This is a genomic window from Sedimentibacter hydroxybenzoicus DSM 7310 (assembly GCF_013403245.1).
Lineage (GTDB): Bacteria > Bacillota > Clostridia > Tissierellales > Sedimentibacteraceae > Sedimentibacter > Sedimentibacter hydroxybenzoicus.
This window is the reverse complement of record NZ_JACBNQ010000007.1, coordinates 46,252-72,225: the sequence shown is the minus strand read 5'-3', so window position 1 is coordinate 72,225 and position 25,974 is coordinate 46,252. Positions and strand designations below refer to the sequence as shown.

At 34.5% G+C, this 25,974-nt stretch carries 30 protein-coding genes; 6 read left to right on the top strand and 24 right to left on the bottom strand.

What is annotated here, in order from left to right:
• Positions 1-81: 81 nt before the first annotated feature.
• A complete protein-coding gene (locus HZF24_RS08070; protein WP_179237790.1) occupies positions 82-603 on the top strand; it encodes an NUDIX hydrolase in 522 nt (173 codons plus the stop codon).
• Here HZF24_RS08070 and HZF24_RS08065 read toward each other — a convergent pair.
• Positions 600-1,388: an EFR1 family ferrodoxin gene (locus HZF24_RS08065; RefSeq protein WP_179237789.1), complete on the bottom strand. Its 789-nt coding sequence runs from the start codon at positions 1,386-1,388 to the stop codon at positions 600-602. The genes HZF24_RS08070 and HZF24_RS08065 overlap by 4 nt on opposite strands.
• 440 nt (positions 1,389-1,828) lie before the next feature.
• Here HZF24_RS08065 and HZF24_RS08055 point away from each other — a divergent pair, with 440 nt between their 5' ends.
• The 3 genes from HZF24_RS08055 (at position 1,829) to HZF24_RS08045 (ending at position 3,631) form a co-directional block, all read left to right on the top strand.
• Positions 1,829-2,233, top strand: a complete 405-nt coding sequence (locus HZF24_RS08055; protein ID WP_179237788.1) for a BlaI/MecI/CopY family transcriptional regulator — start codon at positions 1,829-1,831, stop codon at positions 2,231-2,233.
• A 212-nt stretch (positions 2,234-2,445) separates the two neighbouring features.
• Positions 2,446-3,366 (top strand): M56 family metallopeptidase, encoded by a 921-nt coding sequence (locus tag HZF24_RS08050; protein ID WP_179237787.1) that lies wholly within the window; start codon positions 2,446-2,448, stop codon positions 3,364-3,366.
• 25 nt (positions 3,367-3,391) lie between these two features.
• Positions 3,392-3,631 (top strand): hypothetical protein, encoded by a 240-nt coding sequence (locus HZF24_RS08045; RefSeq protein WP_179237786.1) that lies wholly within the window; start codon positions 3,392-3,394, stop codon positions 3,629-3,631.
• Between the two features lie 114 nt (positions 3,632-3,745).
• Here HZF24_RS08045 and HZF24_RS08040 read toward each other — a convergent pair whose 3' ends face one another.
• The 6 genes from HZF24_RS08040 to HZF24_RS08015 are packed head-to-tail and all read right to left on the bottom strand — an operon-like array spanning position 3,746 to position 9,233.
• Positions 3,746-4,075, bottom strand: a complete 330-nt coding sequence (locus HZF24_RS08040) for a tRNA-binding protein (protein ID WP_179237785.1) — start codon at positions 4,073-4,075, stop codon at positions 3,746-3,748.
• A gap of 25 nt (positions 4,076-4,100) precedes the next feature.
• A complete protein-coding gene (locus HZF24_RS08035; RefSeq protein WP_179237784.1) occupies positions 4,101-4,943 on the bottom strand; it encodes a pirin family protein in 843 nt (280 codons plus the stop codon).
• A 51-nt stretch (positions 4,944-4,994) separates the two neighbouring features.
• The gene (locus tag HZF24_RS08030; protein ID WP_179237783.1) at positions 4,995-5,996 is read right to left on the bottom strand and encodes an NAD(P)H-dependent glycerol-3-phosphate dehydrogenase; all 1,002 of its coding nucleotides are present in this window, start codon (positions 5,994-5,996) and stop codon (positions 4,995-4,997) included.
• Positions 5,997-6,007: 11 nt separating this feature from the next.
• Positions 6,008-6,589 carry a glycerol-3-phosphate 1-O-acyltransferase PlsY gene (gene plsY, locus HZF24_RS08025; protein WP_179237782.1) on the bottom strand — a complete coding sequence of 194 codons (582 nt, stop codon included), beginning with the start codon at positions 6,587-6,589 and terminating at the stop codon, positions 6,008-6,010.
• 11 nt (positions 6,590-6,600) lie between these two features.
• On the bottom strand, positions 6,601-7,926 hold the full coding sequence (der, locus tag HZF24_RS08020) for a ribosome biogenesis GTPase Der (RefSeq protein WP_179237781.1): 1,326 nt from the start codon (positions 7,924-7,926) through the stop codon (positions 6,601-6,603).
• 11 nt (positions 7,927-7,937) lie between these two features.
• Positions 7,938-9,233, bottom strand: a complete 1,296-nt coding sequence (locus HZF24_RS08015; RefSeq protein WP_179237780.1) for a DUF512 domain-containing protein — start codon at positions 9,231-9,233, stop codon at positions 7,938-7,940.
• A gap of 315 nt (positions 9,234-9,548) precedes the next feature.
• Here HZF24_RS08015 and HZF24_RS08010 point away from each other — a divergent pair, with 315 nt between their 5' ends.
• The gene (locus HZF24_RS08010; protein ID WP_179237779.1) at positions 9,549-11,243 is read left to right on the top strand and encodes a M3 family oligoendopeptidase; all 1,695 of its coding nucleotides are present in this window, start codon (positions 9,549-9,551) and stop codon (positions 11,241-11,243) included.
• Between the two features lie 50 nt (positions 11,244-11,293).
• On the opposite strand, the gene HZF24_RS08005 is transcribed toward HZF24_RS08010, so the two are convergent.
• The 9 genes from HZF24_RS08005 to HZF24_RS07965 all read right to left on the bottom strand — a co-directional run bounded on the left by HZF24_RS08005 (position 11,294) and on the right by HZF24_RS07965 (position 17,165).
• Positions 11,294-11,464, bottom strand: coding sequence for a 4Fe-4S binding protein (locus tag HZF24_RS08005; protein WP_179237778.1), 171 nt, complete (start codon positions 11,462-11,464; stop codon positions 11,294-11,296).
• Between the two features lie 160 nt (positions 11,465-11,624).
• Entirely contained in the window at positions 11,625-12,506 is an 882-nt protein-coding gene (locus tag HZF24_RS08000; protein ID WP_179237777.1) for a PSP1 domain-containing protein, read from the bottom strand.
• The gene (holB, locus tag HZF24_RS07995; RefSeq protein WP_179237776.1) at positions 12,503-13,483 is read right to left on the bottom strand and encodes a DNA polymerase III subunit delta'; all 981 of its coding nucleotides are present in this window, start codon (positions 13,481-13,483) and stop codon (positions 12,503-12,505) included. The genes HZF24_RS08000 and holB overlap by 4 nt, the downstream gene beginning before the upstream one ends.
• Before the next feature lie 8 nt (positions 13,484-13,491).
• Entirely contained in the window at positions 13,492-13,824 is a 333-nt protein-coding gene (locus tag HZF24_RS07990; RefSeq protein WP_179237775.1) for a cyclic-di-AMP receptor, read from the bottom strand.
• Between the two features lie 9 nt (positions 13,825-13,833).
• Positions 13,834-14,445, bottom strand: coding sequence for a dTMP kinase (gene tmk / locus HZF24_RS07985; RefSeq protein WP_179237774.1), 612 nt, complete (start codon positions 14,443-14,445; stop codon positions 13,834-13,836).
• Positions 14,442-15,872 carry an aminotransferase class I/II-fold pyridoxal phosphate-dependent enzyme gene (locus tag HZF24_RS07980; protein ID WP_179237773.1) on the bottom strand — a complete coding sequence of 477 codons (1,431 nt, stop codon included), beginning with the start codon at positions 15,870-15,872 and terminating at the stop codon, positions 14,442-14,444. The genes tmk and HZF24_RS07980 overlap by 4 nt, the downstream gene beginning before the upstream one ends.
• 75 nt (positions 15,873-15,947) lie before the next feature.
• Positions 15,948-16,097, bottom strand: a complete 150-nt coding sequence (locus HZF24_RS07975) for a hypothetical protein (protein ID WP_179237772.1) — start codon at positions 16,095-16,097, stop codon at positions 15,948-15,950.
• A 98-nt stretch (positions 16,098-16,195) separates the two neighbouring features.
• Positions 16,196-16,462, bottom strand: coding sequence for a pro-sigmaK processing inhibitor BofA family protein (locus HZF24_RS07970; RefSeq protein ID WP_179237771.1), 267 nt, complete (start codon positions 16,460-16,462; stop codon positions 16,196-16,198).
• 130 nt (positions 16,463-16,592) lie between these two features.
• Positions 16,593-17,165 (bottom strand): FUSC family protein, encoded by a 573-nt coding sequence (locus HZF24_RS07965; RefSeq protein WP_179237770.1) that lies wholly within the window; start codon positions 17,163-17,165, stop codon positions 16,593-16,595.
• Between the two features lie 185 nt (positions 17,166-17,350).
• Here HZF24_RS07965 and HZF24_RS07960 point away from each other — a divergent pair, with 185 nt between their 5' ends.
• Complete coding sequence (locus tag HZF24_RS07960; protein ID WP_179237769.1) at positions 17,351-18,541, top strand: coenzyme F420-0:L-glutamate ligase; 1,191 nt, start codon at positions 17,351-17,353, stop codon at positions 18,539-18,541.
• 74 nt (positions 18,542-18,615) lie between these two features.
• Here HZF24_RS07960 and HZF24_RS07955 read toward each other — a convergent pair whose 3' ends face one another.
• The 8 genes from HZF24_RS07955 to rsxC all read right to left on the bottom strand — a co-directional run bounded on the left by HZF24_RS07955 (position 18,616) and on the right by rsxC (position 25,939).
• Positions 18,616-20,079, bottom strand: coding sequence for a nicotinate phosphoribosyltransferase (locus tag HZF24_RS07955; protein WP_179237768.1), 1,464 nt, complete (start codon positions 20,077-20,079; stop codon positions 18,616-18,618).
• 12 nt (positions 20,080-20,091) lie between these two features.
• Positions 20,092-20,730: an isochorismatase family cysteine hydrolase gene (locus HZF24_RS07950; protein WP_179237767.1), complete on the bottom strand. Its 639-nt coding sequence runs from the start codon at positions 20,728-20,730 to the stop codon at positions 20,092-20,094.
• A 333-nt stretch (positions 20,731-21,063) separates the two neighbouring features.
• Entirely contained in the window at positions 21,064-21,870 is an 807-nt protein-coding gene (locus HZF24_RS07945) for an RnfABCDGE type electron transport complex subunit B (protein WP_179237766.1), read from the bottom strand.
• A 14-nt stretch (positions 21,871-21,884) separates the two neighbouring features.
• Positions 21,885-22,460 (bottom strand): electron transport complex subunit RsxA, encoded by a 576-nt coding sequence (rsxA, locus tag HZF24_RS07940; protein WP_179237765.1) that lies wholly within the window; start codon positions 22,458-22,460, stop codon positions 21,885-21,887.
• Positions 22,461-22,472: 12 nt separating this feature from the next.
• Positions 22,473-23,069, bottom strand: a complete 597-nt coding sequence (gene rsxE, locus HZF24_RS07935) for an electron transport complex subunit RsxE (RefSeq protein WP_179237764.1) — start codon at positions 23,067-23,069, stop codon at positions 22,473-22,475.
• A gap of 9 nt (positions 23,070-23,078) precedes the next feature.
• A complete protein-coding gene (locus HZF24_RS07930) occupies positions 23,079-23,657 on the bottom strand; it encodes an FMN-binding protein (protein ID WP_179237763.1) in 579 nt (192 codons plus the stop codon).
• Positions 23,654-24,598 (bottom strand): RnfABCDGE type electron transport complex subunit D, encoded by a 945-nt coding sequence (locus HZF24_RS07925; RefSeq protein ID WP_179237762.1) that lies wholly within the window; start codon positions 24,596-24,598, stop codon positions 23,654-23,656. The genes HZF24_RS07930 and HZF24_RS07925 overlap by 4 nt, the downstream gene beginning before the upstream one ends.
• Positions 24,599-24,610: 12 nt before the next feature.
• Positions 24,611-25,939: an electron transport complex subunit RsxC gene (gene rsxC, locus HZF24_RS07920; RefSeq protein WP_179237761.1), complete on the bottom strand. Its 1,329-nt coding sequence runs from the start codon at positions 25,937-25,939 to the stop codon at positions 24,611-24,613.
• Between the last annotated feature and the right edge of the window lie 35 nt (positions 25,940-25,974).

Below are 25,974 nucleotides of genomic sequence, written 5' to 3'. Positions count from 1 at the left end.
TAATCTAATATTTGCTTTTAACCAATAAATAAGTTACAATAATATTTGTTGATTTTAAATAAAGAATAGGTTGGATGAAAAATGGAACTTTGGGATGTATATGATATTGATCGAAATAAAACAAATAAAACTATGTATAGAGGAGATGCTTTCGAAGAAAACTGTTATCATTTAGTTGTACATATTTGTATTTTTAATTCTAAGGGTGAAATGCTGATTCAGCAAAGACAGCCTTTCAAAAAAGGCTGGTCGAATATGTGGGATGTAACTGTAGGCGGAAGTGCCATACAAGGCGATGACAGTCAAAGTGCTGCTGAAAGAGAGCTACTTGAGGAAATAGGATTAAAAATAGATTTAACAAATATCAGGCCTCATATTACAGTTAACTTTAGCAAGGGTTTTGATGATTATTATCTGATCGAGCAAGATGTGGATATCAATGAGCTGTCACTTCAGTATGAAGAAGTCCAGAAGGTTAAGTGGGCAACCAAAGAAGAAATATTTTCTATGATAGATGACGGACAATTTATACCATATTATAAAAGCTTAATACAGCTACTTTTTGATAATCGTAAGCAATACGGTTCAATTAAAATTGATTAGTAAGTACTAAAAAGTTCAGGCTCCTGCCTGACCGAACTGTATTTACTTATAAATTCTATAAGAAACTTTTTATGCGGGTCATAATTTATATCTTTTGCATTAACAGGGCATCTTTTTATACAACTGCAGCACCTTATACATTTAAAAATATCAATACTTTTATTATCATATTTATCAATGGCACCCGTAGGGCAATGCATTGAACATATGCCGCAGTTAATGCAGCTTTCATCAGTATCAATCATTACCGGTTCATATACCATGCCCTTTCTGTACGGATAATTACCTTTGACTTTTAACTTCTGAGTAAACGTACCAATATTATTTATTTTTTCACTAATATCCTTGCCAAATTTATAGGCAATATTTAAATCACCGTCATCAGGTCGTCCTGTTGCTAACCTTTCTGTATAAGAATGCTCTCCGATAAAAGCTCCACCGGCAACACCTATAAAGCCGTTGTTCTCAAATATATCTTTTAATTCTAAAAGTGCATCATCATAGGCACGGTTTCCATAAACTACAATAAAAACCGCATATGTATTATTCCCGTGAATTTTTTCTAAAAAATATTCTGATAAAAATTCCGGTACTCTTCCAGCATATACGGGTACTCCGATAATTATTATTTCATTTTCTTTAAAATTTAAACTATTCATCCTATTTTCAGGCAGAGTAATATCATATTCCTTAGCATCTTCATTAAAACCTTTAGCTATTGATTTAATTACTTTTTTAGTTGTATCCGTCGCACTGAAATACAACAAGTTTAAATTTCTAATCATAAATTAATAACCTTCATTCTTAAATGCAGTAAGCGATATCCCTTTTAAACCAGTGAAAAAATGGTTCTTTTTCGCTATCAATTAATGATATTTTAACAAAATTTTAGGCTTCTGTCAAAATTTCTAAGTTTCAAGTTAAATATATAAAATTTTAGCTGCTAATTTAGATTGTAAGGATACACTATAAGTTTCAATATCTGGTAACTTTTCCGTCCACATCGGTTATTTTTACATGGTTGCCTGCCTCTGTGTATTCGTATGCGATTATTAATCCATCCGGGGATTGTCATAGGCTGTCAAAGAAAATATTATATAGTCATAATATGAATTATTTTAAAAACAACTTATTTTTACAAATAGTAATTGACTTTAATGAAAATACTTATATAATATTATATATAAACAAATTATATTAAATATAATTATATTGGAGTGTTTTCGTGGATAAAATATCATTTACATTAACAAAAAATGAACAGGAAGTTATGGAAGTTTTGTGGTCACAGGACAAGGGATTGTCACGCTCTGAAATTATTGACCTTTCTAAGGGGAGCTCATGGAAAAAAAGCTCTATTCATATTTTATTGAACAGCTTACTTGAAAAAGGAGCAGTTAAGGTTGACGGTTACACAAGAACCGGGAAGAATTATGGCCGTACTTATACTGCCGCACTTACACAGGACGAATATCAGGTAATGCTCCTTAAGCAGGGAATGCCTTATCTTAATTCAAAATCTGCCGCAATAACAAATATTGTTTCTGCACTTATTACGGAAGATATTGACGATGAAACTCTTGATAAGCTGGAGGCAATCCTTCAGGCTAAAAGGGACGAGGAAAAATGACAATTACCGTTTTTTCATTTGTTACATCCTTGCTCTTATTCAACATATATATCTTTTTAATTGCTGTTATCCGGCCGCGTAATATTTTTTTATTTCGCTTCGGTATTATTCCCGTAATATTTTTGATAGCAGCATGTATTTTTCGACTGATTTTTTTTGTTGAATTACCCTTTACTAAGGTATTGCGCTCAGAAATTATTTATCCTTCAATTTTGGATTTCTTTACATCAGAAATCTTTGAAATACATGTTTATGAATTACTGATTGGTGTTTGGATAGCCGGCAGTATATATTACTTGCAGAAATATATACGTCAGTTGATTTTTCTTAACAAGCTTGCAAACTCTCTCATAGAAACACAGGACAAGCGCATAATTTCATGCATGAATAAAATTACAACGGAAAGCAGTAAGAATACTAAGGTTAAAATTGTACAATCCAATGAAATTTCTGTACCTATGATTGCGGGATTTTTCAAGCCGGTTATTTATCTTCCGTATACATATTTTTCGGATATGGATTTGAAAAACATACTCATGCATGAATGGATTCATTTCTTACATAAGGATGCGTGGACAAAGCTATTTGTAAGCTTAATCAGTGTAGTATTCTGGTGGAATCCTTTTGTTCATATTTTGAAAAATGAATTGAGTCAAACACTTGAACTTCGCTGCGATTTAAGTATTATTTCCCGGATGGAGCATGAAAATCACTTAATTTATTTAGAAAGTATTATAAAAGTCATTAAGTATGCAAATAACAAAAGTCTGCATAAACTACGTTCTGCGGTGGGCAGCACCCAGTTGGTTTCTATAAACGGAAATGAAAATATGACTCAAAGATTTGAGCTTATATTGAATTATCTCTCATGTAAAAAAAGAAATATGCTGTCCTCTGTTATACTTTGTGCTTTTATATTACTGTCTGTTGTTGCTTCATATGGATTTGTTGTACAACCATTGTATCATCCTACAGTAGAAAAGACACACGAAGAAAGTTTTGCCATCTTTCCCGAAAACTCATATTTAGTTCTTAATGAAGATGGTACTTATTCTTTGTATATAGATAATAAATATATAGGTTTTATTGAAAATAGAGATGATGAACAATTCTCATCATTACCTGTTAAATAATTTTTCATAAAAGGAGGTGTGTTGTTTGAAATTTAAAAAAATTATTATTCGTTTTTTATCACTTATATTGCTTATGGTGACTGCCTTGTCAAACACGGGATATATGGCACATGCTCAGGAAGTAAATATTAATAGTACAAACGGAGATGTTGTTATATTTGCCGAAGAAACCGAATGGAGATTTCGAGTTGTAGATGGGCAAATACAAAAACGTTTATGGTCACTTACGTGGGGCAAATGGCTGACAGAGTGGGAATGGGTATAACAATCAAAAAAATCACCAAGCAATAAATTTATTGCTTGGTGATTTTTTATTTAACTTTTAAATGAATTAAATGAGTACCAAAAATGTCCAGAGAGAACCGTCCCCTCTGGTTTTTTATCCTAATTTGTCGCCGTTTTGGACGGTTCGTTCGGGTTGGATTAAGACTACTCCGTCCTTGGAATAGGTTCCTAAAACGAGAACTTCCGACATAAAATCAGCAATTTGTCTTGGTGGGAAGTTTACTACGGCAAGAACCTGTTTTCCGATCAGATCGTTAATTTCATACAGGTCGGTAATCTGAGCACTGGACTTTTTAATTCCGATTTCTTCTCCAAAATCGACGTACAGCTTATAAGCCGGTCGTCTTGCCTTCTCAAAAACCTCTGCCTTTATAATTTCTCCCACTCTTATATCTATCTTTGCAAAATCATCAAATGTAATCATTATTTTATCTCTCCAATTAATGTGGTTATTCATGCTTTATGAATGTTCCGTCTCTTAATTCACTGAACGCGTGATTTAATTCTTCTTTCGTATTCATAACAATGGGACCGCCCCACGCAATGGGTTCCTTCAACGGCTTTGCAGCATACAGGAAAAATCTTAATTCCGAATCTCCTGTTCTTGCTTTAAATATATCGCCTTCAGAAAATAAAACGGCTCTTTTGCTTTCATACTTAGTATTTAAGCTGCCAAAGAACCCCTCTCCTTCAACTATATAAATAAATACGGTGTCCTCAGGATTTACATTGAACTCCCACTCTGAATTATTCTTCATCTGTACGTCAAGATACGTCATCTTAACGTAATCTCCATAAACTGAGCTTGTTTTATCCTTGTAGTTTCCGGAAATGACCTTAATGGTATTATTTCCTTCAACAACAGTCGGAACCATGTCATCAGTGATGTCACAATACTTCGGTTCTGCCATTTTAAATTCTTTCGGCATGTTAAGCCAAAGCTGTGCACCTAACATACGGTCTGATACTTTCGGCATCTCCTGATGCATTATGCCGCTTCCTGCAGTCATCCATTGACAGCATCCGTCTAATATGCTTCCCTTGTTACCCAAGCTGTCGCCATGTTCTATATTGCCGTTTATTAAATACGTTATCGTTTCAATTCCTCTGTGAGGGTGCCACGGAAATCCCTTTATATAATCCTCAGGGTTAACTGAATCAAAAGCATCAAACATTAAAAACGGGTCGAAATCCTCAACGTCATTATGTCCTAAAACTCTGACTAATTTCACTCCCGCACCGTCTACAGCCCTGCTTCCGGTTACAATCTTTTTTACTTCTTTTATAGCCATAACTCCTCCAATATAATTTCATTGATATAAATTATACCCTAAAATTAATCTTCAAAGCATTTTTTCGTCCTTTTTGTCTCTCAGCATAAGCTTGTTTACAGTTTCTTTTACATCCGCATCATTTTCCAGCACATCATACATTGCACCTACTATGGGCATATCTACGTCTAATTTTTTGGAAAGCTCATATGCTGCGTATGTAGTCGGGATTCCTTCTACTACCATACCGATTTTTTTAATTGCTTCGTCTTTTTTTAATCCCTGACCTATGAGATTTCCGGCGTTATAATTTCTTGAATGCTTGCTGGTGCACGTTACTATCAAATCTCCTATGCCCGTTAAACCATAAAATGTATGTACATCCGCTCCCATAGCAATGCCTAATCGTGCTATTTCAACTATACCTCTGTTAATTAAGGCTGCCTTTGCATTGTCACCGTATCCTATGCCGTCTGATATGCCGGCTCCAAGAGCTATAATGTTTTTTAACGCTCCTCCAAGCTCTGCACCTATTACATCTTCATTGGTATAAACTCTGAAATAAGATGACATAAAGGTATCCTGAATTTTTTCCGATATTTTCTTGTCATCACATGCTACTGTGATAGCCGTCGGCAAAGAAAGCCCCACTTCCTCTGCATGGGATGGACCGGATAATACCGCAAATGTACAATCGGTGGTTTCTTCCTTTACTATGTCTGAAACTAAGCACAAGGTTCCTATTTCAATACCTTTTGAAGCATTTATAATTATTTTATCTTTTTTATGTTCCGTATCGATTTGCTTCAAAACGCTCCTGATTTTTTGTGTTGGCGTTACTATTAAAAGCATCTCTGCATCCTTTACGGCTCCGTTTATATTTGAAGTAAATATAATATTATCGGGAATTTGAATTTTAGGAAGATATTTTTTATTGACTCTTTCTCTATTCAATTCTATACATTGGTTTTCATCTCTCAGCCATACAGTAACCTGATGTCCGTTTTCCGATAAAAGCTTCGCAAGAGCTGTTCCCCAGCTTCCTCCGCCAAGCAGCGTTATTTTTCTGTTCAACACATCATCTCCTATATCTTTCTTTCTGTTCCATTCATTATTCTTTTAATATTATCCTTATGTCGATATATGGACATTCCTGCTACGAATAAGCAGAATATGAAAAATGCTAAATCAAAAGGTTTTGTAAATACGATTGCAACAACCGGTGCCAACGCCATTCCGGATACCGACCCCAAAGATACCATTCTTGTTATAGCTATAATTATTATTCCTAACAGAACGCAGGTTAAGGCTAATTTAATATTAATCATCAATACTACACCTATGGTTGTAGCAACACCCTTACCACCTTTAAAGCCTAATAATGCCGGCCAGTTATGCCCGATTATTACAAAGGCTCCCGCTAAATAAGCTCCTATATCGGCTCCGATATTTTTCCCGATTACAACTGCAATTACTCCTTTTAATACATCTCCCAATAAAACCATTGCACCTATTTTCTTGCCGAATGTTCTTAATGCGTTTGTTGCTCCTGCACTTCCGCTTCCGTAATCTCTCACGTCTTTTTTTGTAAAAATCTTACCTAATATATAGGCAGTTGAAATGTTTCCTAATAAATACGATATGATTGCGATAATAAAATATTTCATGGTCCCTCCGGTTACAACTTCTTCTCGTTTTTGCTTCTGAATTCTATTACAATCGGTGTTCCCTTGTATTCAAAGGATTCACGTATTTTGTTTTCTAAATATCTTTCGTATGAAAAATGAACTATGGTACTGTCATTTACAAAGACTAAAAACTTCGGCGGATTTACCGCAACCTGAGTAGCGTAATAAATTTTTAACCTCTTGCCTTTTACCGTTCTCGGCTGATTCATAAGTACAGCTTCCGTTAAAATATCATTTAATACACCTGTTGAAACTCTTAAATTTCTGAAGTTATATACTTCATCAACTGCATCCAAAACCTTATTGACCCTTTGACCGGTCAGGGCTGAAACAGTTAAAATGGGAGCATAGGTTGCATATGCAAGAGCCTTTCTCACGTCCTCCTGGAATTCTTTAAATGTACTGTTATCCTTTTCAATTAAATCCCACTTGTTTACAACAATAATCATACCCTTATTATTTTCGTGAGAATAACCTGCTATCCTTATATCCTGTTCTGTTACACCCTTATCAGCATCTATTACAAGCAAGCATACATCTGCTCTTTCAACAGCTGTAAATGCTCTGAGGACACTGTACTTCTCAACACTTTCTAAAACCTTGCTCTTCTTTCTTATACCTGCCGTATCGATAATGGTGTATTTTTGTCCGTTGATTTCAAATTTGGTATCTATTGCATCTCTTGTGGTTCCGGGGATATCACTTACAATAACTCTGTCTTCACCTATTATTTTGTTTATGATTGATGATTTTCCTGCATTCGGCTTTCCGATTACGGCAATTTTTATACTGTCGTCCTCTTCTCCCGTATTCATTGTTTCATCGAATCTGAATATAATTTCATCGAGCAAATCACCGATACCCAATGCTTCTGATGAAGATATGGATACGGGATCGCCTATTCCTAAATTATAAAATTCATAAATATTATCGTTGTTAACGAATTTATCCATTTTATTAACAACCAAAATTACTTCCTTTTTTGCCTTTCTCAGCATCTGGGCAACTTCTGTATCTGCAGCCGTAACGCCTTCTTTACCGTCAACCATAAACAACACAACATCGGCCATTTCGATTGCAACCTCTGCCTGAACTCTCATCTGCGCAAAAATTGTGTCTATTGTATCCGGCTCTATACCGCCTGTATCAATCAATGTAAAATGATTATCCAGCCATTCACATTCTGCATAGATTCTGTCCCTTGTTACTCCGGGAGTATCTTCTACTATTGATATTCTCTTTCCTGCTATTCTATTAAAAAGTGTTGATTTTCCTACGTTAGGTCTTCCTACAATCGTTACTATCGGCTTCGCCATTATATCCTCCGTTATCTGGTAATTAAATTCAGCAAACTTGCACCGTCAACTTCACATACAGTCACTTCCGTATTTAATTCCCTCTCTAAATCTTCTATTGTTAAATCATCAAGCATAACATTGTTGTCATTAATCATATTTTTAGGAATTATTATATTTTTATAATTATTATCCTTTAATTGCTCTATAATATCCTTACCTGTTGTTAACCCGGATACTGTTATTCTTTCTCCGAAAAAATTATTTTTAATTTTTACTACATTAATTTTAACAGGTATTGATTTCATAATTTTTTCTGATATCTCTGTCAGCAATTCATAAGCGGCAACTCCGGTAACAAATGTAATTTCCTCTGCAACTGGTTCGCTTCCCTCATATTCACCTATCAAATCTTCAATTTGCTGCTTGAACAATCTGCACATTCCTATGCCGTTTTCAAGCTGGTCAAAATCCTCGTAGCTTTCATACGACGGAAAATCATTCCCGCCTTGGATATAAAATTCATCTGCTATGAATATAAATCTCGTTCCTAATTTCTTCAGCAGCTTTTTCTGAATTTCTGTTATCTGTCTTACTACATCTGTTGAGCTTTCCATGTCAAAGGGCTTCAGTTCCAACAATCTTTCTCTGAACTTAGTCAGCCCCACAGGCACTACAGCAACGCTCCTTAAGCCCGGATGCAGCGAAGACAAATCATTGATTGTCTTACTTAATTGTTCCTTGTCATTTACATCCCTCACTAAGACTATCTGACAATCAACGGTTATTCCCGCATCAATTAATTTTTTCAAATATTCCAGGATATTTATGTCCTTATCGTTGCCCATCATGTATTTTCTGAGCTCTGAATCCGTAGTGTGAACCGAAACTTTAATAGGACTTATTCTGTATTTTACGATTCTGTCTATTTCATCCTCCGTCAAGTTGGTCAATGTTATAAAATTGCCGTAAAGAAATGATAGTCTCGTATCGTCATCTTTTAAATAAAGAGTTTTTCTCATACCCTTAGGCATCTGGTCTATGAAACAAAAAATACATTTATTTGAACACACCTTAATGTTATCCATCAAAGGGTTTTCAAATACTATTCCGATATCCTCATCGTATTCCTTTTCTATTTCGAGCTCCCAGATTTCACCGTTTTGTTTTTTTATTTCAAACAAAACAAAATCGTCCGATATTTGATACTTATAATCTATATAATCCTTTATACTGCAGTTGTTCACCGAAATAAGCTCATCGCCGGGCTCAAGCTCAAGTTCTTCGGCAATGGAATTTTTTAAAACCTTTACTATAATATTTTTCATGTTGCATCCTTATATATTTTTCCTCAATCTGTAGGTTGTTGAAAAAGTTCATTACATTATAACATACTTATTTCAATAACTGCAATGTATTTTTATGCCCTAACCCTGTTTGTTCAAGCGAGAGCGCAGAACAACCAGCGGTAGGTCAAATACAACGAATTCCCAATTTATGCGACGCAAGGAGCAGGTAAATTGGTGAATGAGACTGTTTAAACACAGTAACATTTATACAGGTTTATCATATGACATATTTTTCATTGTATTTTTATCAATTTTTGGTATAATATGATTATATAAAGCAAAAAGAGGTGTGGTATGCAATTTAAAGATTACGAATATGTTCGACCTGAATATGAAAATGTCAAATCTCAATATATGGAGCTATTGAGCAAATTTAACGGTTCGAAGGATGCGGAAGAGCAATACCGTTATTTACAAAAGATAAACGAGCTTCAGAAAGAAACCGAAACTATGGCTCAGCTTGTACTGATAAGGAATTCTATTAATACTGCCGATGAATTTTATGACAAAGAAAATGAATACATAGATATGACGATGCCGAAGCTTCACGGACTCAGAGTTGAGTTTTATAAAGCATTATTAAATTCTGGATTTAAAGAAGAATTAAAAGCAAGGGTTAAACCTCAGCTGTTTACTCTGGCTGAAATGGAAATAAAAACATTTTCTGATGAGGTTGTTCCTCTCATGCAAGAAGAAAATAAGCTTGCCAGCGAATACTCCAAATTAATATCATCCGCTAAAATTGAACATGACGGAAAAGTTCTTAATTTATCGCAAATGCAGCCATATATGGAATCCATGGACAGAAGTGTAAGAAAGGAAGCCTATGAAAAATGGAGCAGCTTCTTTAAGAAAAATGAAGAAAAATTTGATTCTATCTATGATAAATTAGTTAAAACGAGAAATGAAATTGCCGTAAAGCTTGGATTTAAAAACTATGTTGAACTGGGATACCTCAGAATGTGCAGGTCTGATTACAATAATGATGACGTAAGCAGGTTCAGGGAACACGTTTTAAAATACATAGTCCCTTTATCGAATGATTTACGAAATAAGCAGGCTAAAAGAATAAAAGCAGATAATTTTAAATATTACGACATCCCGTTAAACTTTATGACAGGAAACCCTGCTCCTAAGGGCGATAAACCTTGGATTATGGAAAAAACAAAAAAAATGTACGAAGAGCTTTCTCCTGAAACAGGTGAGTTCATCAATATGATGCTTGAAAGAGATTTATTTGACCTTGAAACAAAGCCAAATAAACAGGCAGGCGGCTACTGTACATTCTTACATAAATACAAATCACCGTTCATCTTTGCCAACTTCAATGGTACACAGGATGATGTAACCGTGGTAACCCACGAAGCCGGTCATGCATTCCAGACGTATCAGAGCAGAAACTTAGATGCACCTGAATACAGCTTCCCTACCTATGAAGCGTGTGAAATACATTCTATGGGTATGGAGTTTATAACATGGCCATGGATGAAATTATTCTTCGAAAATGATACGGAAAAATTTAAATACTTCCACTTAGCTGATTCACTTAATTTCATACCGTATGGAGTAACCGTTGACGAATTTCAGCATATAGTTTATGAAAATCCTGATATGACTCCTGATGAAAGAAAAGCTGCGTGGAGAAAAACGGAAATGAAATATACACCGTACAAGGATTATGAAGACAATGACTTCTTAAATAAAGGAACCTATTGGTTTAAGCAGGGGCATATATTTTCCAGTCCCTTCTACTATATCGATTATACCTTGGCACAAATATGTGCATATCAGTACTGGATTAAATTTAATGAAGACAGTGAAAAAGCGTGGGAGGACTACAACAACATTTGTAAGGTGGGAGGAAGCCAATCCTTCCTTGAAATAGTTAAAACCGGAAATCTAAAAAGCCCGTTTGAGGAAAATACTATCAAGACAGTTTCTTCACATATAAAAAGTTATCTGGACAACATTGATGATTCCAAGCTTTAAAATAAGAAAAAAGCCACTCTTTGGCTTTTTCTTTTGTTCTTTAGTATCTATTAATCCTGTTGTGGAGCTTCTACTGGACAAACACTTGCACATGCTCCGCAATCGATACAAGTTGCTGGATCAATTACATATATATCATCACCGGCAGTGATTGCTCCTACCGGGCATTCTGGTTCGCATGCTCCGCAGCTGATGCATGCATCTGTAATAATATATGACATTTATTTCACCTCCCCCAACATTTATCAATACATATTTTAACACTATTTGTACTTATTTTAAAGTACTTTTTATATTAAATGTAAAATATTTTTATTATTATATAGCCTTTATTGTTAAATTTACTACAAATATCAGTATTTTCAATACTCATGCATAAATTTAATCTTCCAGCTCTTTTAATTCATCTAAATTTAAATCATCATGCCTTTGTTTTAAAACGCCTTCTTCAACAACCTTAAGGCTTGAACCGTCTATATCTTCTATTTCTACTGTTCCATCAGGTTTATTGGTACTAACTCTTGCGGTTTTAAACAATGGATTAATGTCTAATACTATTCCTGTTCTGTTGCTTCCTATGATTGAAACTCTGTCTCCCACATCAGGCAATTCTCTTATATTTTCTTCATATACCTGGTGCTCATAATTTAAGCAGCACATCAACCTTGAGCATATGCCTGATATTTTAGCAGGGTTAAGCGATAGTTTCTGTTCCTTTGCCATTTTAATCGACACAGGATAAAATTCACCTAAAAAAGATGAACAGCACATTGGTCTTCCACAGGGTCCGAGCCCTCCAATCATCTTGGCTTCATCTCTGACTCCTATCTGTCTTAATTCTATTCTTGTTCTGAATATTGAAGCCAAATCCTTAACAAGCTCTCTGAAGTCAATTCTGCCGTCGGCAGTAAAATAAAAGATAACCTTATTGTTATCAAAGGTATATTCTATATCAACAAGCTTCATTTCTAATCCATGCTCTTCTATCTTTTTAAAGCATAAATTGAATGCATCTTTTTCTTTTTCTTTATTTTCCTGATTAATTCTTATATCTTCTTCTGTTGCCAGCCGCAAAACTTTTTTCAACGGCGAAATTATGTCATCTTCCTTCACCATCTTCGGACCAACAACCACCTGACCGTATTCAATCCCCCTGATTGTTTCTACTATTACGAAGTCTCCTTCATTTATCCACTTTTTATCAGGATCAAAATAGTATATTTTACCGGCTTTCTTGAATCTGATGCCTACTACCTTTATCATCTAAATTCCTCCTGAATCCTTAAAAGCATATTATCTACCGCTAACTTATAGTTGACATTGCTCTTTATATTTTCGCTTGTTTGCTGCAAGTTTTCAATGATATTTGAATTATTTTTTATCGATTCCCCATGCGTTTTAACAAGCTGTTTAAAATCTTTATTAATGATTAATTCTTCCATATTATTTTTGATGAACATTATATCTCTGACCCATGTCATCATAATTTCAATTATTGAATCTATATTATCTTTTTGCTCTTCAAAGTAATTTTCTAAGTCATATATTATTTCCGAATCAGAGTTTATGATTTTATCGAATAACTTAATTATTTCTTCTCTGAATTTCAATAAATTATCTTTTCCTGAGACTATATTTATTGCTTTGTTTAATATACCCTTTGAATAAAATGCCGCTAATTCAGCAATTTCTTCCGATATATCATAATTATCCATCAGGTGGGATTTAATTGTCTCCTTGCTGACATTTTTCAGCTTTATATGCTGACATCTTGAAACAATCGTTGTCAACAACAAATTGGAATTTGTTGTTAACAATATTATAACCGAATCCTTAGGCGGTTCTTCCAATGTTTTTAAAAACGTGTTAGCTGCCTGAGGCGTCATTTCCTGAGCCTCTTTTATTATATATATTTTTTTGTTTGCCTCATAAGGTTTTTTATAAATTGAATTTATTAATTCGTCTATGTCTTCGCGTTTTATCGTTGTTTCTTCAATATTTATCACATGTAAATCCGGATGATTTTCTGAGTTTATCTTTAAACAGTCCTGACATTTGTTGCAGGGAATATCATTCTTATTTTTACAAAGCAAAGCTTGGGCAAATATTAACGCTAAATCATACTTGCCCATGCCTTTTGGTCCTTCAAATATATAACAGTGGGATATCTGATTGTTATTAATTGAATTTATTAAAGTTTTTTTGATTTCATCTTGGCCTGCTATATGGCTGAAATGCATTTTATCACCTAAATCTTTTCGAATCTTTCCACATTAGTTACAAAAACAACTGCCCCTCCGACTGTCACTTCTATAGTTTGTGGTAAATATCCGCCTACCGTGCTGAATGAGCTTGGAGGTATAGCTGCCGTAATTTTCTTTTTTGTTTTGCATATTCTCCTGATTATTTCAATTTCTTCATCCACTCTGTCGTCTTCAACCAATGATATTATGGTTGTATTGCCTGAGCTCAAAAAACCTCCGGTAGATGACATTTTCGTTGATGAAAAACCATTTTCTCTCAAAGCGGAAATCAGTTTGTTTGCATCATCATTTTGTACTATGGCAGTTATTGATTTCATAAGATCCTCCTATATTGAAATAATTATATTTTTAATCTCATTAAAAATTTCATCGATAGTTCTTTCAGCATTAATTGTTTTGATTTCAGGGCAGGACAATGCAAGCTCCTTATATCCTTCGTAGACCTGTTTATGAAAGCTGATGCTTTCATTTTCAAGACGGTCTCCGCCATCAATGTTCAACTTTCTTCTTAATCCCTTCTCCGGATTAACATCCAATAGCAAAACTAAGTCAGGTCGTAAATTTGCAGTTGCAAATTTATTTATATTTTTAACTTCTTCAATACCTAAGCCTCTACCAATGCCTTGATATACTAAGCTTGAATAAACAAATCTTTCGCTTATTACAATTTTACCATCTTGAAGCCAAGGAATTATTTTTTCAGTTACTAACTGTGCTCTTGCTGCCGCATAAAGCAAAGCTTCTGTTCTGTAATTCATTTCAGTATTATTGTTATCTAAAATAAGCTCCCTGATTTTTTCGCTTATTTTAGTTCCGCCCGGTTCTCTGGTAAATTCTATTTCTCTGCCCTGCTCGGAAAAATATTTACCTATTTTTTTAGCCATGGTACTTTTGCCGGAACCGTCCGGACCTTCTAATACTATAAAGATTCCTCTCATTTAACAACTCTCACTTGATTGTATTTGTTTACTCCATTAACGTTTATGCTGTTTTCAAGCATTACCTTAACGTAATCCACTGTTTCCTGTTGAATTATTTCGCCCGGGCAAACCAAAGGAATTCCCGGAGGATATGGAATAATAAATTCAGCGGCTGTTCTGCCGATTGCTTCATCCATATCAATCAATTCATTTACGGCATAAAATGCCTTTCTCATTTTTCTTTCGTGCTGCAGTTGAGGAAATGCCTCTATTTGGATTATTTCTCTCTTTTCCTTGCTTTGACTTTCCTCTAAATATATTTCTTTTACTGCATCAAATAATCTGTCTATATCTTCTATTTCATCAGTTGCTGTAATATATCCTACAGTATACTGTAAATCTGCAAATTCCATTTGAATTTTATATTTATATCTCAGAATTTCCTGAAGCTCCGTTCCTGTAATGCCAAGCTCACTCATACTTATTACCGCTCTTGTGGCATCAAAGTCGTAGCATCCTTCACTGATTATAAAATCATCTTCCAAAACATTTATACCCATGTTTCTGAGCTCAAGAGTTCTTTTCTTGAATACCTCTATGTTTCTTTTCAACCTTTCTTCTCCGTACTGGTTCATCCAATGCACCGCATTTTCTATAGATGCCATAAGTATATATGACGGTGAAGTTGTCTGAAGCATTCTGAGCATTGATTCAATATTTGCCATGTCAACCCTGTCAGAACATACATGCAATATGGAACCTTGAGTCATACAAGGAAGAGTTTTGTGTGTGCTTTGTGTAACTATATCAGCTCCTGAGCTTTCTGCGGAAGGAGGTAATAAATCCTTACAAAAATGCAAATGTGAGCCGTGCGCTTCATCAATCATAAGTATTTTTCCATACTTATGAACTATTTCTGCTGCTTTTTTCACATCAAAGCATATACCGTAAAATGTCGGATAAGTTAAAACCACCATTTTGACGTCAGGATTGTCTATTAACATTTGCTCTAACTTTTCCAGGCTGATACTGAAATTTAATCCATACTTCTTGTTAAATTCAGGATATAAATAGTATAACTTTAAATCTCCTAATATACAAGCATTATAAACGGATTTGTGACAGTCTCTCTGCACAATAATCTTATCACCGGGGTTTGTACATGCCATTATAGCCGATATAATTCCGCAAGATGTTCCGTTAACGACCATATAAGATCTTTTAGCGCCATATGATTTTGATATATAGTTCATGGCATCCTTTAAAAATCCTGTTGGGAAATGTAAATTGTCTGTACCTAAAGTTTCAGTAATGTCATAAAAATTCAGATTATTACCTATTTCATCTAAAATTCCAAGTTTACCTTTATGACCAGGCATGTGAAAATTTGTATCTACTTCGCTTCGATACTGTTTAATCCCCGAAATAATATTCAGTTTATCCATTGTTTATCTCCCGTTAAAACTAAATAAATTGTTAAATTTATTGTTGTATATTGGGATTAGTGCTCATCTCCTTTTTTATAATTTACTGCTTTTTGCAGTCATTTTTCTGCTGTTTCTTTTTCTTGAAATACTCTTTGTTGTGTGCACAGTTTCTATGATTAAAACAATCATTATAGAAAATACCGTGGCTGCAATTGAAAAAAGAACGATATATTCTAACCACATATTATCACCTCTTTAATAACATTAAAGCAATTAACACTATTATATTACAGTAATAAAATGTTGTCCAATAAAAAATTTTACAGCAAAACTATTATATACTATAAAAAAATTTTTATTATTAATATAGCAATAAAACCGGGTATTCCTAAGATGCCCAGAATTAAAGCCGTTATTTCGTTCACTGCAATATGCAATCCAAAATATTGTCCAAAATAATTGAAAATAATTAAAAAAACTGCTCCCAAAATTGAATTCAATACCATTTTACCTAAAAACTTCAGCGGTTTCACAAAAATCCAGGAAACCATAAATACCAACATTATTCCTGCGGAATAAGCTAATACGATACCTATATCTGCCCCCACTTTAGACCCTCCATTATACCTTTTTTTAATATTATGAAGTTGTCCCTGTTTTTATGCAAGATGATAACATTTCATACATTACATTACTATTAAGATATTGTCAATAAAAAATTTAAAAATCCTGTCCCTTTCAGCTATAATTTGTTTCATCATCATTATTTTCATCAGGTACACCCTTTGTAACATCATCTTCATCAGATTTTCTTGATAATTTAAGCTTATACTTTATAGAGTCTGGAATATTCATATATTTGTTTATCAACAATGCTATAACTATCCCTACGGACGTATCCAATATTCTGTTAATCGTATACAAAATATACCCTTCTACATGATTAGCTGATGTTAATAAAACCAAATAAACAACACAGCATATTACTACAGAGTTTTTCAACCCTAATGATACGCATATTTCGATTAGAATTATAACTCCTATGGGTATAATAAAAATTAATATGTTTTCATAGCCGAAGGTACTTATAAGAAAAAGTACAAAAGCACCTGCTATACCCCCTATTATTGTACCAATTATTCTTTCAGTACCTTTTCTGAATGAATCCACTATAGTATTTTGCATGCAAATAACCGCAGCAATACATGCCATAAGGGCATTTTCTCTGTTCAAAAGTTCAAATAGTAATAAGCAAAGGAATACTGATGTTGATGTTTTTATATTTCGCATTCCTATCCTTGGAAAATTCATAAATATCCTCCGTATTAGTAATCAATCAATGTAATATAACATATATACTTTAATGTTATCAAATAGTATATAAAAATACAATCAATACGTTACATAAACGTTATATAAAAATATTTTACTTAAATTACTAAATGTATTATAATATATAAGGAAAAATTAATAAATAACTATTTAAGGAGAAAAAGATGGATAGAATGGTCGGAACTGTTGTCAGAGGTATAAGAGCCCCTATTGTCAAAACTGGTGATAATATAGCTCAAATAGCTGTTGATTCAGTATTAAAAGCTTCGAAGCTTGATGGCTTTTCTTTGAAGGACAGGGATATATTGGCAATAACTGAATCCGTAGTAGCCAGAAGCCAAGGCAACTATGCCGGAATCGATGATATTGCTTCTGATGTAAAAAATAAATTTAATTGCGATACAATTGGTTTGATATTTCCAATACTTAGCAGAAACAGGTTTGCCATATGCTTAAAAGGTATTGCTAAGTCATTTAAAAAAGTTTATTTGCAATTTAGTTATCCTTCAGATGAGGTTGGCAATTCTTTTGTAACTTATGATGCACTTGATGCTGCGGATATTAACCCATGGACTGATATACTTACAGAAAAAGAATTTAGAAATCATTTTGAAAACACAAATCACATATTTACAGGAATAGATTATATAAAATATTACTCCGATATAATAAAAGAAAGTGGTGCTGATGCAGAGGTTATTTTGGCAAACAACCCTGTAAGCATATTAAAATATACCGACTCTGTCTTGGTTTGCGATATCCATACGAGACAAAGAAGCAAGAGATTACTTAAAAATGCGGGAGCAAAAGTTGTTTATGGATTAGATGATATTTTATCTTCATCGGTCAACGGAAGCGGCTATAATGAAGAATACGGTTTGCTGGGATCAAATAAAGCAACGGAGGATTCGGTTAAGCTATTTCCGAGAGATTGTAAAAGTTTAGTGAATAAAATACAAAAAATACTTTTCGATGAAACAGGTAAAGATATAGAAGTTATGGTTTACGGTGACGGAGCATTTAAAGACCCTGTAGGTAAAATCTGGGAGCTTGCAGATCCTGTTGTTTCACCGGGTTACACAGAAGGTTTATCCGGCACGCCAAATGAGATTAAATTAAAGTATCTTGCGGACAATCAGTTTAAGGACCTGTCAGGAGACGAATTAAAGGCAGCAATCACTAAATCTATTGAAAACAAAGATGATAATTTAAAAAGCAGTATGGAAGCTCAGGGAACAACACCAAGAAGATTAACAGATTTAATCGGTTCTCTGTGTGATTTAACGTCAGGAAGCGGAGACAAGGGAACTCCGATTATTTATATACAAGGATACTTTGATAATTATTCAGTATAAATAACAGCATTTTGGGGACGGACCTTTTCGTGGCCGCCAGCGGCCACGAAAAGGTCCGTCCCCAAAATGCTTGTTTATTTGTGGTCTTTGAAGCTATATTGATTTATTAAATTCTGTTTGCAATTCCAAAGTTCTGCGGAAAGATCCACATAGTAGCTGTGAGGGTTAATAAATCTTTTTACCTCACCCCATAAATTATCGACTTGATTTTTGCAATATTTTTTAATCTCATGAATGTTTCTGCTTTCATATACACATTCTCCGTTTATAAAAATAGGGACTTGCAGATTTTTTACATAAAAGTTAGTTACCCTCTTCTTTTTCCATACGTGTATTTCATCAAAAATTGTATATGGCCTAGAATCGTCAATCGTTTCATGGGATAATGTTATAACATCCGCTATTGGATTATTTGTGTCTCTGTCGTATAGACGCCATGCTTTTTTATATCCGGGGTTGGTAATCTTTTCTTCGTTTTCTGATATTTTAATTTTTGGAATTATTTCTCCGTCCCTTTCAACGGCTACAAGCTTGTATACACACCCAAATACCGGCTCTGATTTAGCAGTTATCAACCTTTCTCCCACACCGAATGAATCTATTTTGGCACCTTGATCCAGTAAATCTGTAATAATAAATTCATCTAAGCTGTTTGAAGCCACAATATTACAATCCTTCAGATCTGCATCATCAAGCATTCGTCTGCATTTTTTACTTAGATATGCTATATCACCGCTATCTAATCTAACACCCTTTAACCTTTTCCCCATAGGTTCAAGAACTTCTTTTGATACCTTAATAGCATTCGGGATACCGCTTTTTATTACATTGTAGGTATCAATCAATAATGTACAGCTATCAGGGTAATTCTCAGCATAAACCTTGAATGACTCATATTCACTTTCAAACATTTGTACCCAAGAATGTGCCATAGTACCGAGAGCCGGCACTTCAAACACTTCATCGGCAAGAGTCGTTGCAGTACCCACAACTCCTCCTATATATGCCGCTCTTGCTCCATATATGGCCCCATCATATCCCTGACTTCTTCTTGCTCCAAATTCCATGATAGGTCTTCCTTTTGCGGCTCTGACAATTCTATTTGCTTTAGTAGCTATCAGACTTTGATGATTTATGGTTAATAAAAGCATTGTTTCAATAAGCTGCGCATCGATTGTTTTCGCTCTTACTGTTAATAACGGCTCACCTGGAAATACCGGAGTACCTTCAGGTATAGCATATATGTCACCTGAAAATTTAAAATCTTTTAAATATTTAAGAAATTCATCCTTAAATAAATTTTTGCTTCTTAAATATTCAATATCATCATCTGTGAATTTTAATTCTTTAATATATTGAATAACCTGAGCTAATCCTGCAACTATTGAAAATCCGGCTCCGTCAGGATTCTTTCTGAAAAACATATCAAAATAAACAATGTCATCCTTCATACCGTTGGCAAAGTACCCGTTAGCCATGGTAAGCTCATAGAAATCCATCAGCATTGATAGCTTTCTGTCACCTAAATTATTATACATTTATGTCTCCTGCTATTTAATATTTTCCACAACTTCGATACCATTTATATGCATGTTATACAATGCAAACTGATTCATCAGCCCTCCGTCATGACTTCCACCATCATAAGTTTCAACTGAATTTATAGGCACTATAACTCTTTTGTTTTTATTATTTTCATTAAAATACGCTTTTAAACTTAATGCAAACTGCATAACACAAATATCGGTCACACAGCCTGTAATTATGTAGTTATCAATTTCACTTTCATTTTTTTTGAGCCATTTCTGAAATTCATCGCTGAGAAACCCGTTAGTACTGTTTTTATTTATATAAACAGTTCCAAGTCCCTCTGAATATTCGGTTCTTAATTCAGGTATTAACTCCGCCTCTTCTGTTCCGATAACACAGTGCTTAGGATAACTTCTAAATTCCTGAGCATCCTCTTCATGCGCATCTAAAAAAAATACCTTTTTATACCCGCGAAGCTTCTCATTTAATTCAGTAATATTATTTACTATAGATGCAACTCTTGGAGAAGACATTATACCGGAATGTACAAACCCTACAATCATGTCAACTACGAACAAAGAGGTTCTGTCTTTATTCAAGGAATGCAATTCTATTGTTTTTCCCCTGATTTCCTTTTCCATAGCTTCTAAAGCTTTCATTTTTAACCCTCATACTTATATTTTGATTGTGTCACTCCCATTATAGTGTCATTTATATTATTTGTCAAAATTAATATAAAAATCACATACTTTTATTTTTGGCATTACAAAAAAGATGAGATCCTTCGCTAACGCCTCAGAATAACACGTGTCATTCCGGACGCAGTAAAAGATCTCATTGCACTTACAGTATAGTTGTCTGCTTTCACTTCCAGCATAAGCGACCGACACCAAATCAAAGATTTGGGTTGTCTGCTTTCACTTCCAGCATAAGCGACCAACGCCAAATCAGAGATTTGGGTTGTCTGCTTAATTTTTTAAGACAGTCTTTCTTTAATTGCTTTCTATTACTGTTAAGTCGCCTCTGATTGATTTAGTAGGACACTTCTGTACGCATACCATACAATGTGTACATTTGTCATAATCAACCTTAGCTAAATTATCCTTAACATGAATTGCATCAAATTCGCAATTCTTTTCGCATATTTTACATCCGATACATCCAACTGTACAAACATCCTTAACGGCTTTTCCAAAATCTTTGTTGTTGCATGCTACGATAACATTGTTTTTATATGGCACCCAAGTAATTACAGCCTTTGGACACTCTTCTAAGCATTTACCGCATGATGTACATTTTTCTTTATCTATGATAGCTAAGCCGTCAACTATTTCAATAGCATCAAAATCGCACACAACCTTACAGTTTCCATAACCTAAGCAACCTTTGTCACATGATTTATCTCCGCCTTGAATTGCTGCCGCCGCTTTACAATCCTTAACACCTTCATACTCAAATTTCTTTTTTGCCACACTGTCACAGCCCTGACATATTACGTGAGCAACTTTTTTATCTGTTTCACCGGCTGTTGTACCCATTATTGCTGCAATTTGTTCATGCTTTTCCTTATTTGCAACAGGACATGCATTGGCAGGAGCCTTTCCTTCTGCTATTGCATTTGCCAAACCATCACAGCCCGGAAAACCGCAGGCACCACAGTTAGCACCAGGAAGTATATTTCTTACTTCAATCACTTTTTGATCAACTTCTACATGAAATATCTTTGAAGCTACAGCCAGCAATGCTCCTGCTAAAATGCCTAACCCACCTAAAACTCCAACTGCTTTTATTATAACCATGTTCTATTTTCCTCCTATATTTTTAATCCTGAAAAACCAAGGAATGCAATAGACATTAAGCCTGCAGCTACTAAAGCAATAGATGAACCCTTCAAAGCTTCCGGAACATCTGCAGTGTCAATTTTTTCTCTAACTCCGGCAAATAGTACAATTGCTAACAAGAATCCTGCTGATGTACCAACAGAATTTACCATTGCTTCAACGAAGTTATATTCCTTTGTTATGTTTAATATTACAACTCCTAAAACAGCACAATTTGTTGTAATTAAAGGCAGAAACACACCTAAAGCTTGATAAAGTCCAGGGCTTGACTTTTTAAGAAACATTTCTACGAATTGTACCAATGCTGCAATAACTAAAATGAAAGCTATTGTTTGCAAATATTCTAATCCAAAGTTTTCTAATACTGTCTTTTGTATTATATAAGTTATAACAGCTGCCAATGTTATAACGAAAATAACTGCTATACCCATTCCTACAGATGTGTCAATTTTCTTTGAAACCCCAAGGAAAGGACACACTCCTAGGAACTGCATAAATATAATATTGTTTACTATAAATGATGTTACAAATAAACTAAATAATTCCATCTCACATACCTCCTATGCCTTCTTTTTTCTTGTTAAAAAATTAACAAGACCTATAAGCAATCCTAATGCTATAAACGCCCCCGGAGGCTGAACAAATATCAAAACAGGTTGATACCACTCTCCAAGAATTTGAAATCCAAAGATAGTACCGTTACCTATCAGCTCTCTTATAATACTTAATACAGTTATAGCAAATGTAAATCCTAATCCCATGCCAACTCCATCTAACACGGATGGCATTAGACCGTTTTTTGATGCAAAAGATTCTGCCCTGCCAAGAATCAAACAGTTAACAACTATAAGAGGTATAAAAACTCCAAGAGCTTTATATAAATCAAAAATATACGCATGCATTAATAAATCTATAATAGTAACAAATGTTGCAATTATTATTATAAAAGCAGGTATTCTTACTTCATCAGGTATTACTTTACGCAATAAAGAAATTACCACATTTGAACCAACCAATACGGCTGTAACTGCTAAACCCATACCTATTCCGTTAAAAGCTGATGTTGTAATAGCCAATGCCGAACACATACCCAGCAATTGAACAAAAATAGGATTTTCTTTTAAAAAACCGTTTTTAAATACATCAAAATTATTCATCGCTACCTCCTATTTATTCAAATATTGACTATAAATATTAACAGCATTACTTACTGCACTTGTAAATGATTTCGAAGAAATTGTAGCACCTGATATCATATTAACATCACTTTCAGTTATTTCAGCATTTAAATCTTTTCCTGTAAATTGATCTTTGAAAGCAGGCTCTGCAACTTTTGTACCAAGACCGGCTGTCTCTAATATCTGAGTTACAGCAATTCCGGTTATTTTACCTTCAGGTGAAACACCTATAAACAATTCAATATCTCCGCCGAATCCGGCAACCGTGCTCAATGTCTTTATGGCATAACCCATTTGATTGCCTGAGCCATCAACAGGAACCATTAAATCAACAAATTTTCCGTTTTCAGCTTTTATAGTATCAATTAAAGCTGTGTCTTCATACGGCAAAAATGTATCGGAGCCTGGCATAACCATTTCTAATACGGCAGGATCCAAACTTGCTTTTAATTCAACTTCAGCGATCTTATCTTTTGTAAAGTCATTGGTGAAAGCTAATACTCCTGCTGCAATAGCAGAGATTAAGCATAATATACCACCTAATCGAACTATATTATTATTTTTCATTTTTTTGCACCTCCTGCTACACCAAATACTTTAGGAACAGCATATTTGTTTAACATTGGTGTTATAATGTTCATAAGCAATATTGAATATGATACTCCTTCAGGATATCCTCCTATTTTTCTGATAAGCATCGTAAGAACACCTACACAAATTGCATATATTACTTTACCCTTATCAGTAATAGGACTTGTAGCATAATCAGTTGCCATAAAGAATGCTCCAAGCATTAATCCACCGCCGAACAGATGATATGCAACCATACCTGCACCGTCAGTAATTAAAGCTATTACAGCAACTGTACCAATATATACCACAGGAATTATCCATTTGATCGTTCCCCTGTATATTAAGTAAATTCCGCCTAAAATAATTAGTATTGCTGATGTTTCACCTAAAACTCCGGGAATTCCGCCAAGTAACATATCCAGTACCGAAGGAAGCTGACCTGATGAACTGCCTTTTATTATAGCCAACGGAGTCGCTGAAGCTACAGCATCTGTAGCAGGATCTATAAACCCGCTTGTTAAATATGGTGAATATGATGCAACTAAAAACGCTCTGCCCGCCAAAGCAGGGTTCATAAAGTTAAATCCAATACCTCCGAATATTTGTTTTACAATTGCGATTGCAAATGCTGAACCAATTGCAGCCACCCACCAAGGAGCAGTTGAAGGTAAGTTAAAAGCTAATAAAATTCCGGTAACCACTGCGCTTAAATCAGTTACAGTAATCGGTCGTTTCATGATTTTTTGACATACATATTCAGTAACAACTGCTGATATCACAGCCGAAATCACTAAAATCATCGAGTTGAATCCAAAATAAAATATACTTGCAACTAAAGCCGGTAATAAGGCAATAATAACATCAAGCATTAAACTTTGAGTTGATTCAGCGTCTCTAACATGTGGTGACGATGAAGCAATCAATCTATTTTCCATCTGTTTTTCCTCCTATTTAACCTTTTTTCGTCTTGCTAAAATTTCTTTTTTTGCAACACTGATAGTTTCTTTTAATGGTCTCTTAGCCGGACAAATATAAGAACAACCACCACATTCTATACAATCTGCTGCATGGAATTCATCAGCACTGTCAAAGTCTCTTAATATTGAATATCTGCTAATTCTGTATGGTTGTAAGTAAACAGGGCATATATCTGAACATCTTCCGCACATAATGCAGTTTTGTGATTCCGGAAGGTTGGCTTCTTTTTTGTTAAATACCAATATACCGGATGTTCCTTTTATAACGGGAACTTCATCTGAAAACTGTGCGATACCCATCATAGGACCACCGTTTATTATTTTGCCGGGTTCTTCTTTATATCCACCGCATTGTTCAATAACATCTTTAAACGATGTACCAATTCTTACATAAAGGTTTTTAGGATTATTAACTGCACTTCCCGCTACTGTTACAACTCTTTGAATTAAAGGCATACCTGTCTTGATTGCATTACCTATTGTAGCAACTGTACCTGCGTTATCTACAACACAACCAACTTCCATCGGAAGTCCACCCGAAGGTACTACCCTTCCTGTTATTGCCTGTATTAATCTTTTTTCATCACCTTGAGGATATTTAACTTCCAAAGGCGCTACTTCTATACCTTCTGCATTTGCAACTGTTTCTTTCATAACCTCAATTGCATCAGGTTTGTTTTTTTCAATACCAATGTAAGCTTTACTTACTCCAAGTGCTTTCATTATAGCTTTAACACCTATAAGTATAAGCTCCGGCTGTTCAAGCATAGTTCTGTGGTCAGCTGTTAAGTACGGTTCACATTCAGCTCCGTTCACCAACAAAACATCAATCGGCTTGTCCGGAGGAGGACTTAGCTTAACATGAGTTGGGAATGTTGCTCCTCCCATACCAGCCATACCGGCTTCTTTAATTATAGCTAAAATTTGTTCTTTAGTAAGATCTTCCACATTACCCTTAGGTTGTACAGATTCATGCACTTCAAAATTACCGTCGGATTCTATAACGATACAATTTACCTTTGCTCCTCCCGGTACATAATGTGGTTCGATTTTCTTTACAGTTCCGGAAACGCTTGAATGTACCGGCACTGACATAAAGGCTTTAGACTCTCCTATTTTTTGTCCAACTTTTACTGTATCTCCAACAGCTACTAATGGGTCGCAGGGTGCTCCAATATGTTGTGACATAGGTATAACAACAATTTTGGGATCAACTGCATTTTCAATAGGCACATTTTGAGTATGCTTGTTTGTAGGAGGATGTACACCGCCCTTAAATGTAAACAATTTTGTGCTCATATTTTCACCTCTTGTTTTAATTGTTTTATATAATT

Bases quoted from the DNA above. Each gene is read 5' to 3' on its own strand.
- HZF24_RS08070 (WP_179237790.1), top strand. From the start codon at position 82: ATGGAACTTTGGGATGTATATGATATTGATCGAAATAAAACAAATAAA.
- HZF24_RS08065 (WP_179237789.1), bottom strand. From the start codon at position 1,388: ATGATTAGAAATTTAAACTTGTTGTATTTCAGTGCGACGGATACAACT.
- HZF24_RS08040 (WP_179237785.1), bottom strand. From the start codon at position 4,075: ATGATTACATTTGATGATTTTGCAAAGATAGATATAAGAGTGGGAGAA.
- HZF24_RS08035 (WP_179237784.1), bottom strand. From the start codon at position 4,943: ATGGCTATAAAAGAAGTAAAAAAGATTGTAACCGGAAGCAGGGCTGTA.
- plsY (WP_179237782.1), bottom strand. From the start codon at position 6,589: ATGAAATATTTTATTATCGCAATCATATCGTATTTATTAGGAAACATT.
- der (WP_179237781.1), bottom strand. From the start codon at position 7,926: ATGGCGAAGCCGATAGTAACGATTGTAGGAAGACCTAACGTAGGAAAA.
- HZF24_RS08015 (WP_179237780.1), bottom strand. From the start codon at position 9,233: ATGAAAAATATTATAGTAAAGGTTTTAAAAAATTCCATTGCCGAAGAA.
- HZF24_RS08010 (WP_179237779.1), top strand. From the start codon at position 9,549: ATGCAATTTAAAGATTACGAATATGTTCGACCTGAATATGAAAATGTC.
- HZF24_RS08005 (WP_179237778.1), bottom strand. From the start codon at position 11,464: ATGTCATATATTATTACAGATGCATGCATCAGCTGCGGAGCATGCGAA.
- HZF24_RS08000 (WP_179237777.1), bottom strand. From the start codon at position 12,506: ATGATAAAGGTAGTAGGCATCAGATTCAAGAAAGCCGGTAAAATATAC.
- holB (WP_179237776.1), bottom strand. From the start codon at position 13,483: ATGCATTTCAGCCATATAGCAGGCCAAGATGAAATCAAAAAAACTTTA.
- HZF24_RS07990 (WP_179237775.1), bottom strand. From the start codon at position 13,824: ATGAAATCAATAACTGCCATAGTACAAAATGATGATGCAAACAAACTG.
- tmk (WP_179237774.1), bottom strand. From the start codon at position 14,445: ATGAGAGGAATCTTTATAGTATTAGAAGGTCCGGACGGTTCCGGCAAA.
- HZF24_RS07980 (WP_179237773.1), bottom strand. From the start codon at position 15,872: ATGGATAAACTGAATATTATTTCGGGGATTAAACAGTATCGAAGCGAA.
- HZF24_RS07975 (WP_179237772.1), bottom strand. From the start codon at position 16,097: ATGTGGTTAGAATATATCGTTCTTTTTTCAATTGCAGCCACGGTATTT.
- HZF24_RS07965 (WP_179237770.1), bottom strand. From the start codon at position 17,165: ATGAATTTTCCAAGGATAGGAATGCGAAATATAAAAACATCAACATCA.
- HZF24_RS07960 (WP_179237769.1), top strand. From the start codon at position 17,351: ATGGATAGAATGGTCGGAACTGTTGTCAGAGGTATAAGAGCCCCTATT.
- HZF24_RS07955 (WP_179237768.1), bottom strand. From the start codon at position 20,079: ATGTATAATAATTTAGGTGACAGAAAGCTATCAATGCTGATGGATTTC.
- HZF24_RS07950 (WP_179237767.1), bottom strand. From the start codon at position 20,730: ATGAAAGCTTTAGAAGCTATGGAAAAGGAAATCAGGGGAAAAACAATA.
- HZF24_RS07945 (WP_179237766.1), bottom strand. From the start codon at position 21,870: ATGGTTATAATAAAAGCAGTTGGAGTTTTAGGTGGGTTAGGCATTTTA.
- rsxA (WP_179237765.1), bottom strand. From the start codon at position 22,460: ATGGAATTATTTAGTTTATTTGTAACATCATTTATAGTAAACAATATT.
- rsxE (WP_179237764.1), bottom strand. From the start codon at position 23,069: ATGAATAATTTTGATGTATTTAAAAACGGTTTTTTAAAAGAAAATCCT.
- HZF24_RS07930 (WP_179237763.1), bottom strand. From the start codon at position 23,657: ATGAAAAATAATAATATAGTTCGATTAGGTGGTATATTATGCTTAATC.
- HZF24_RS07925 (WP_179237762.1), bottom strand. From the start codon at position 24,598: ATGGAAAATAGATTGATTGCTTCATCGTCACCACATGTTAGAGACGCT.
- rsxC (WP_179237761.1), bottom strand. From the start codon at position 25,939: ATGAGCACAAAATTGTTTACATTTAAGGGCGGTGTACATCCTCCTACA.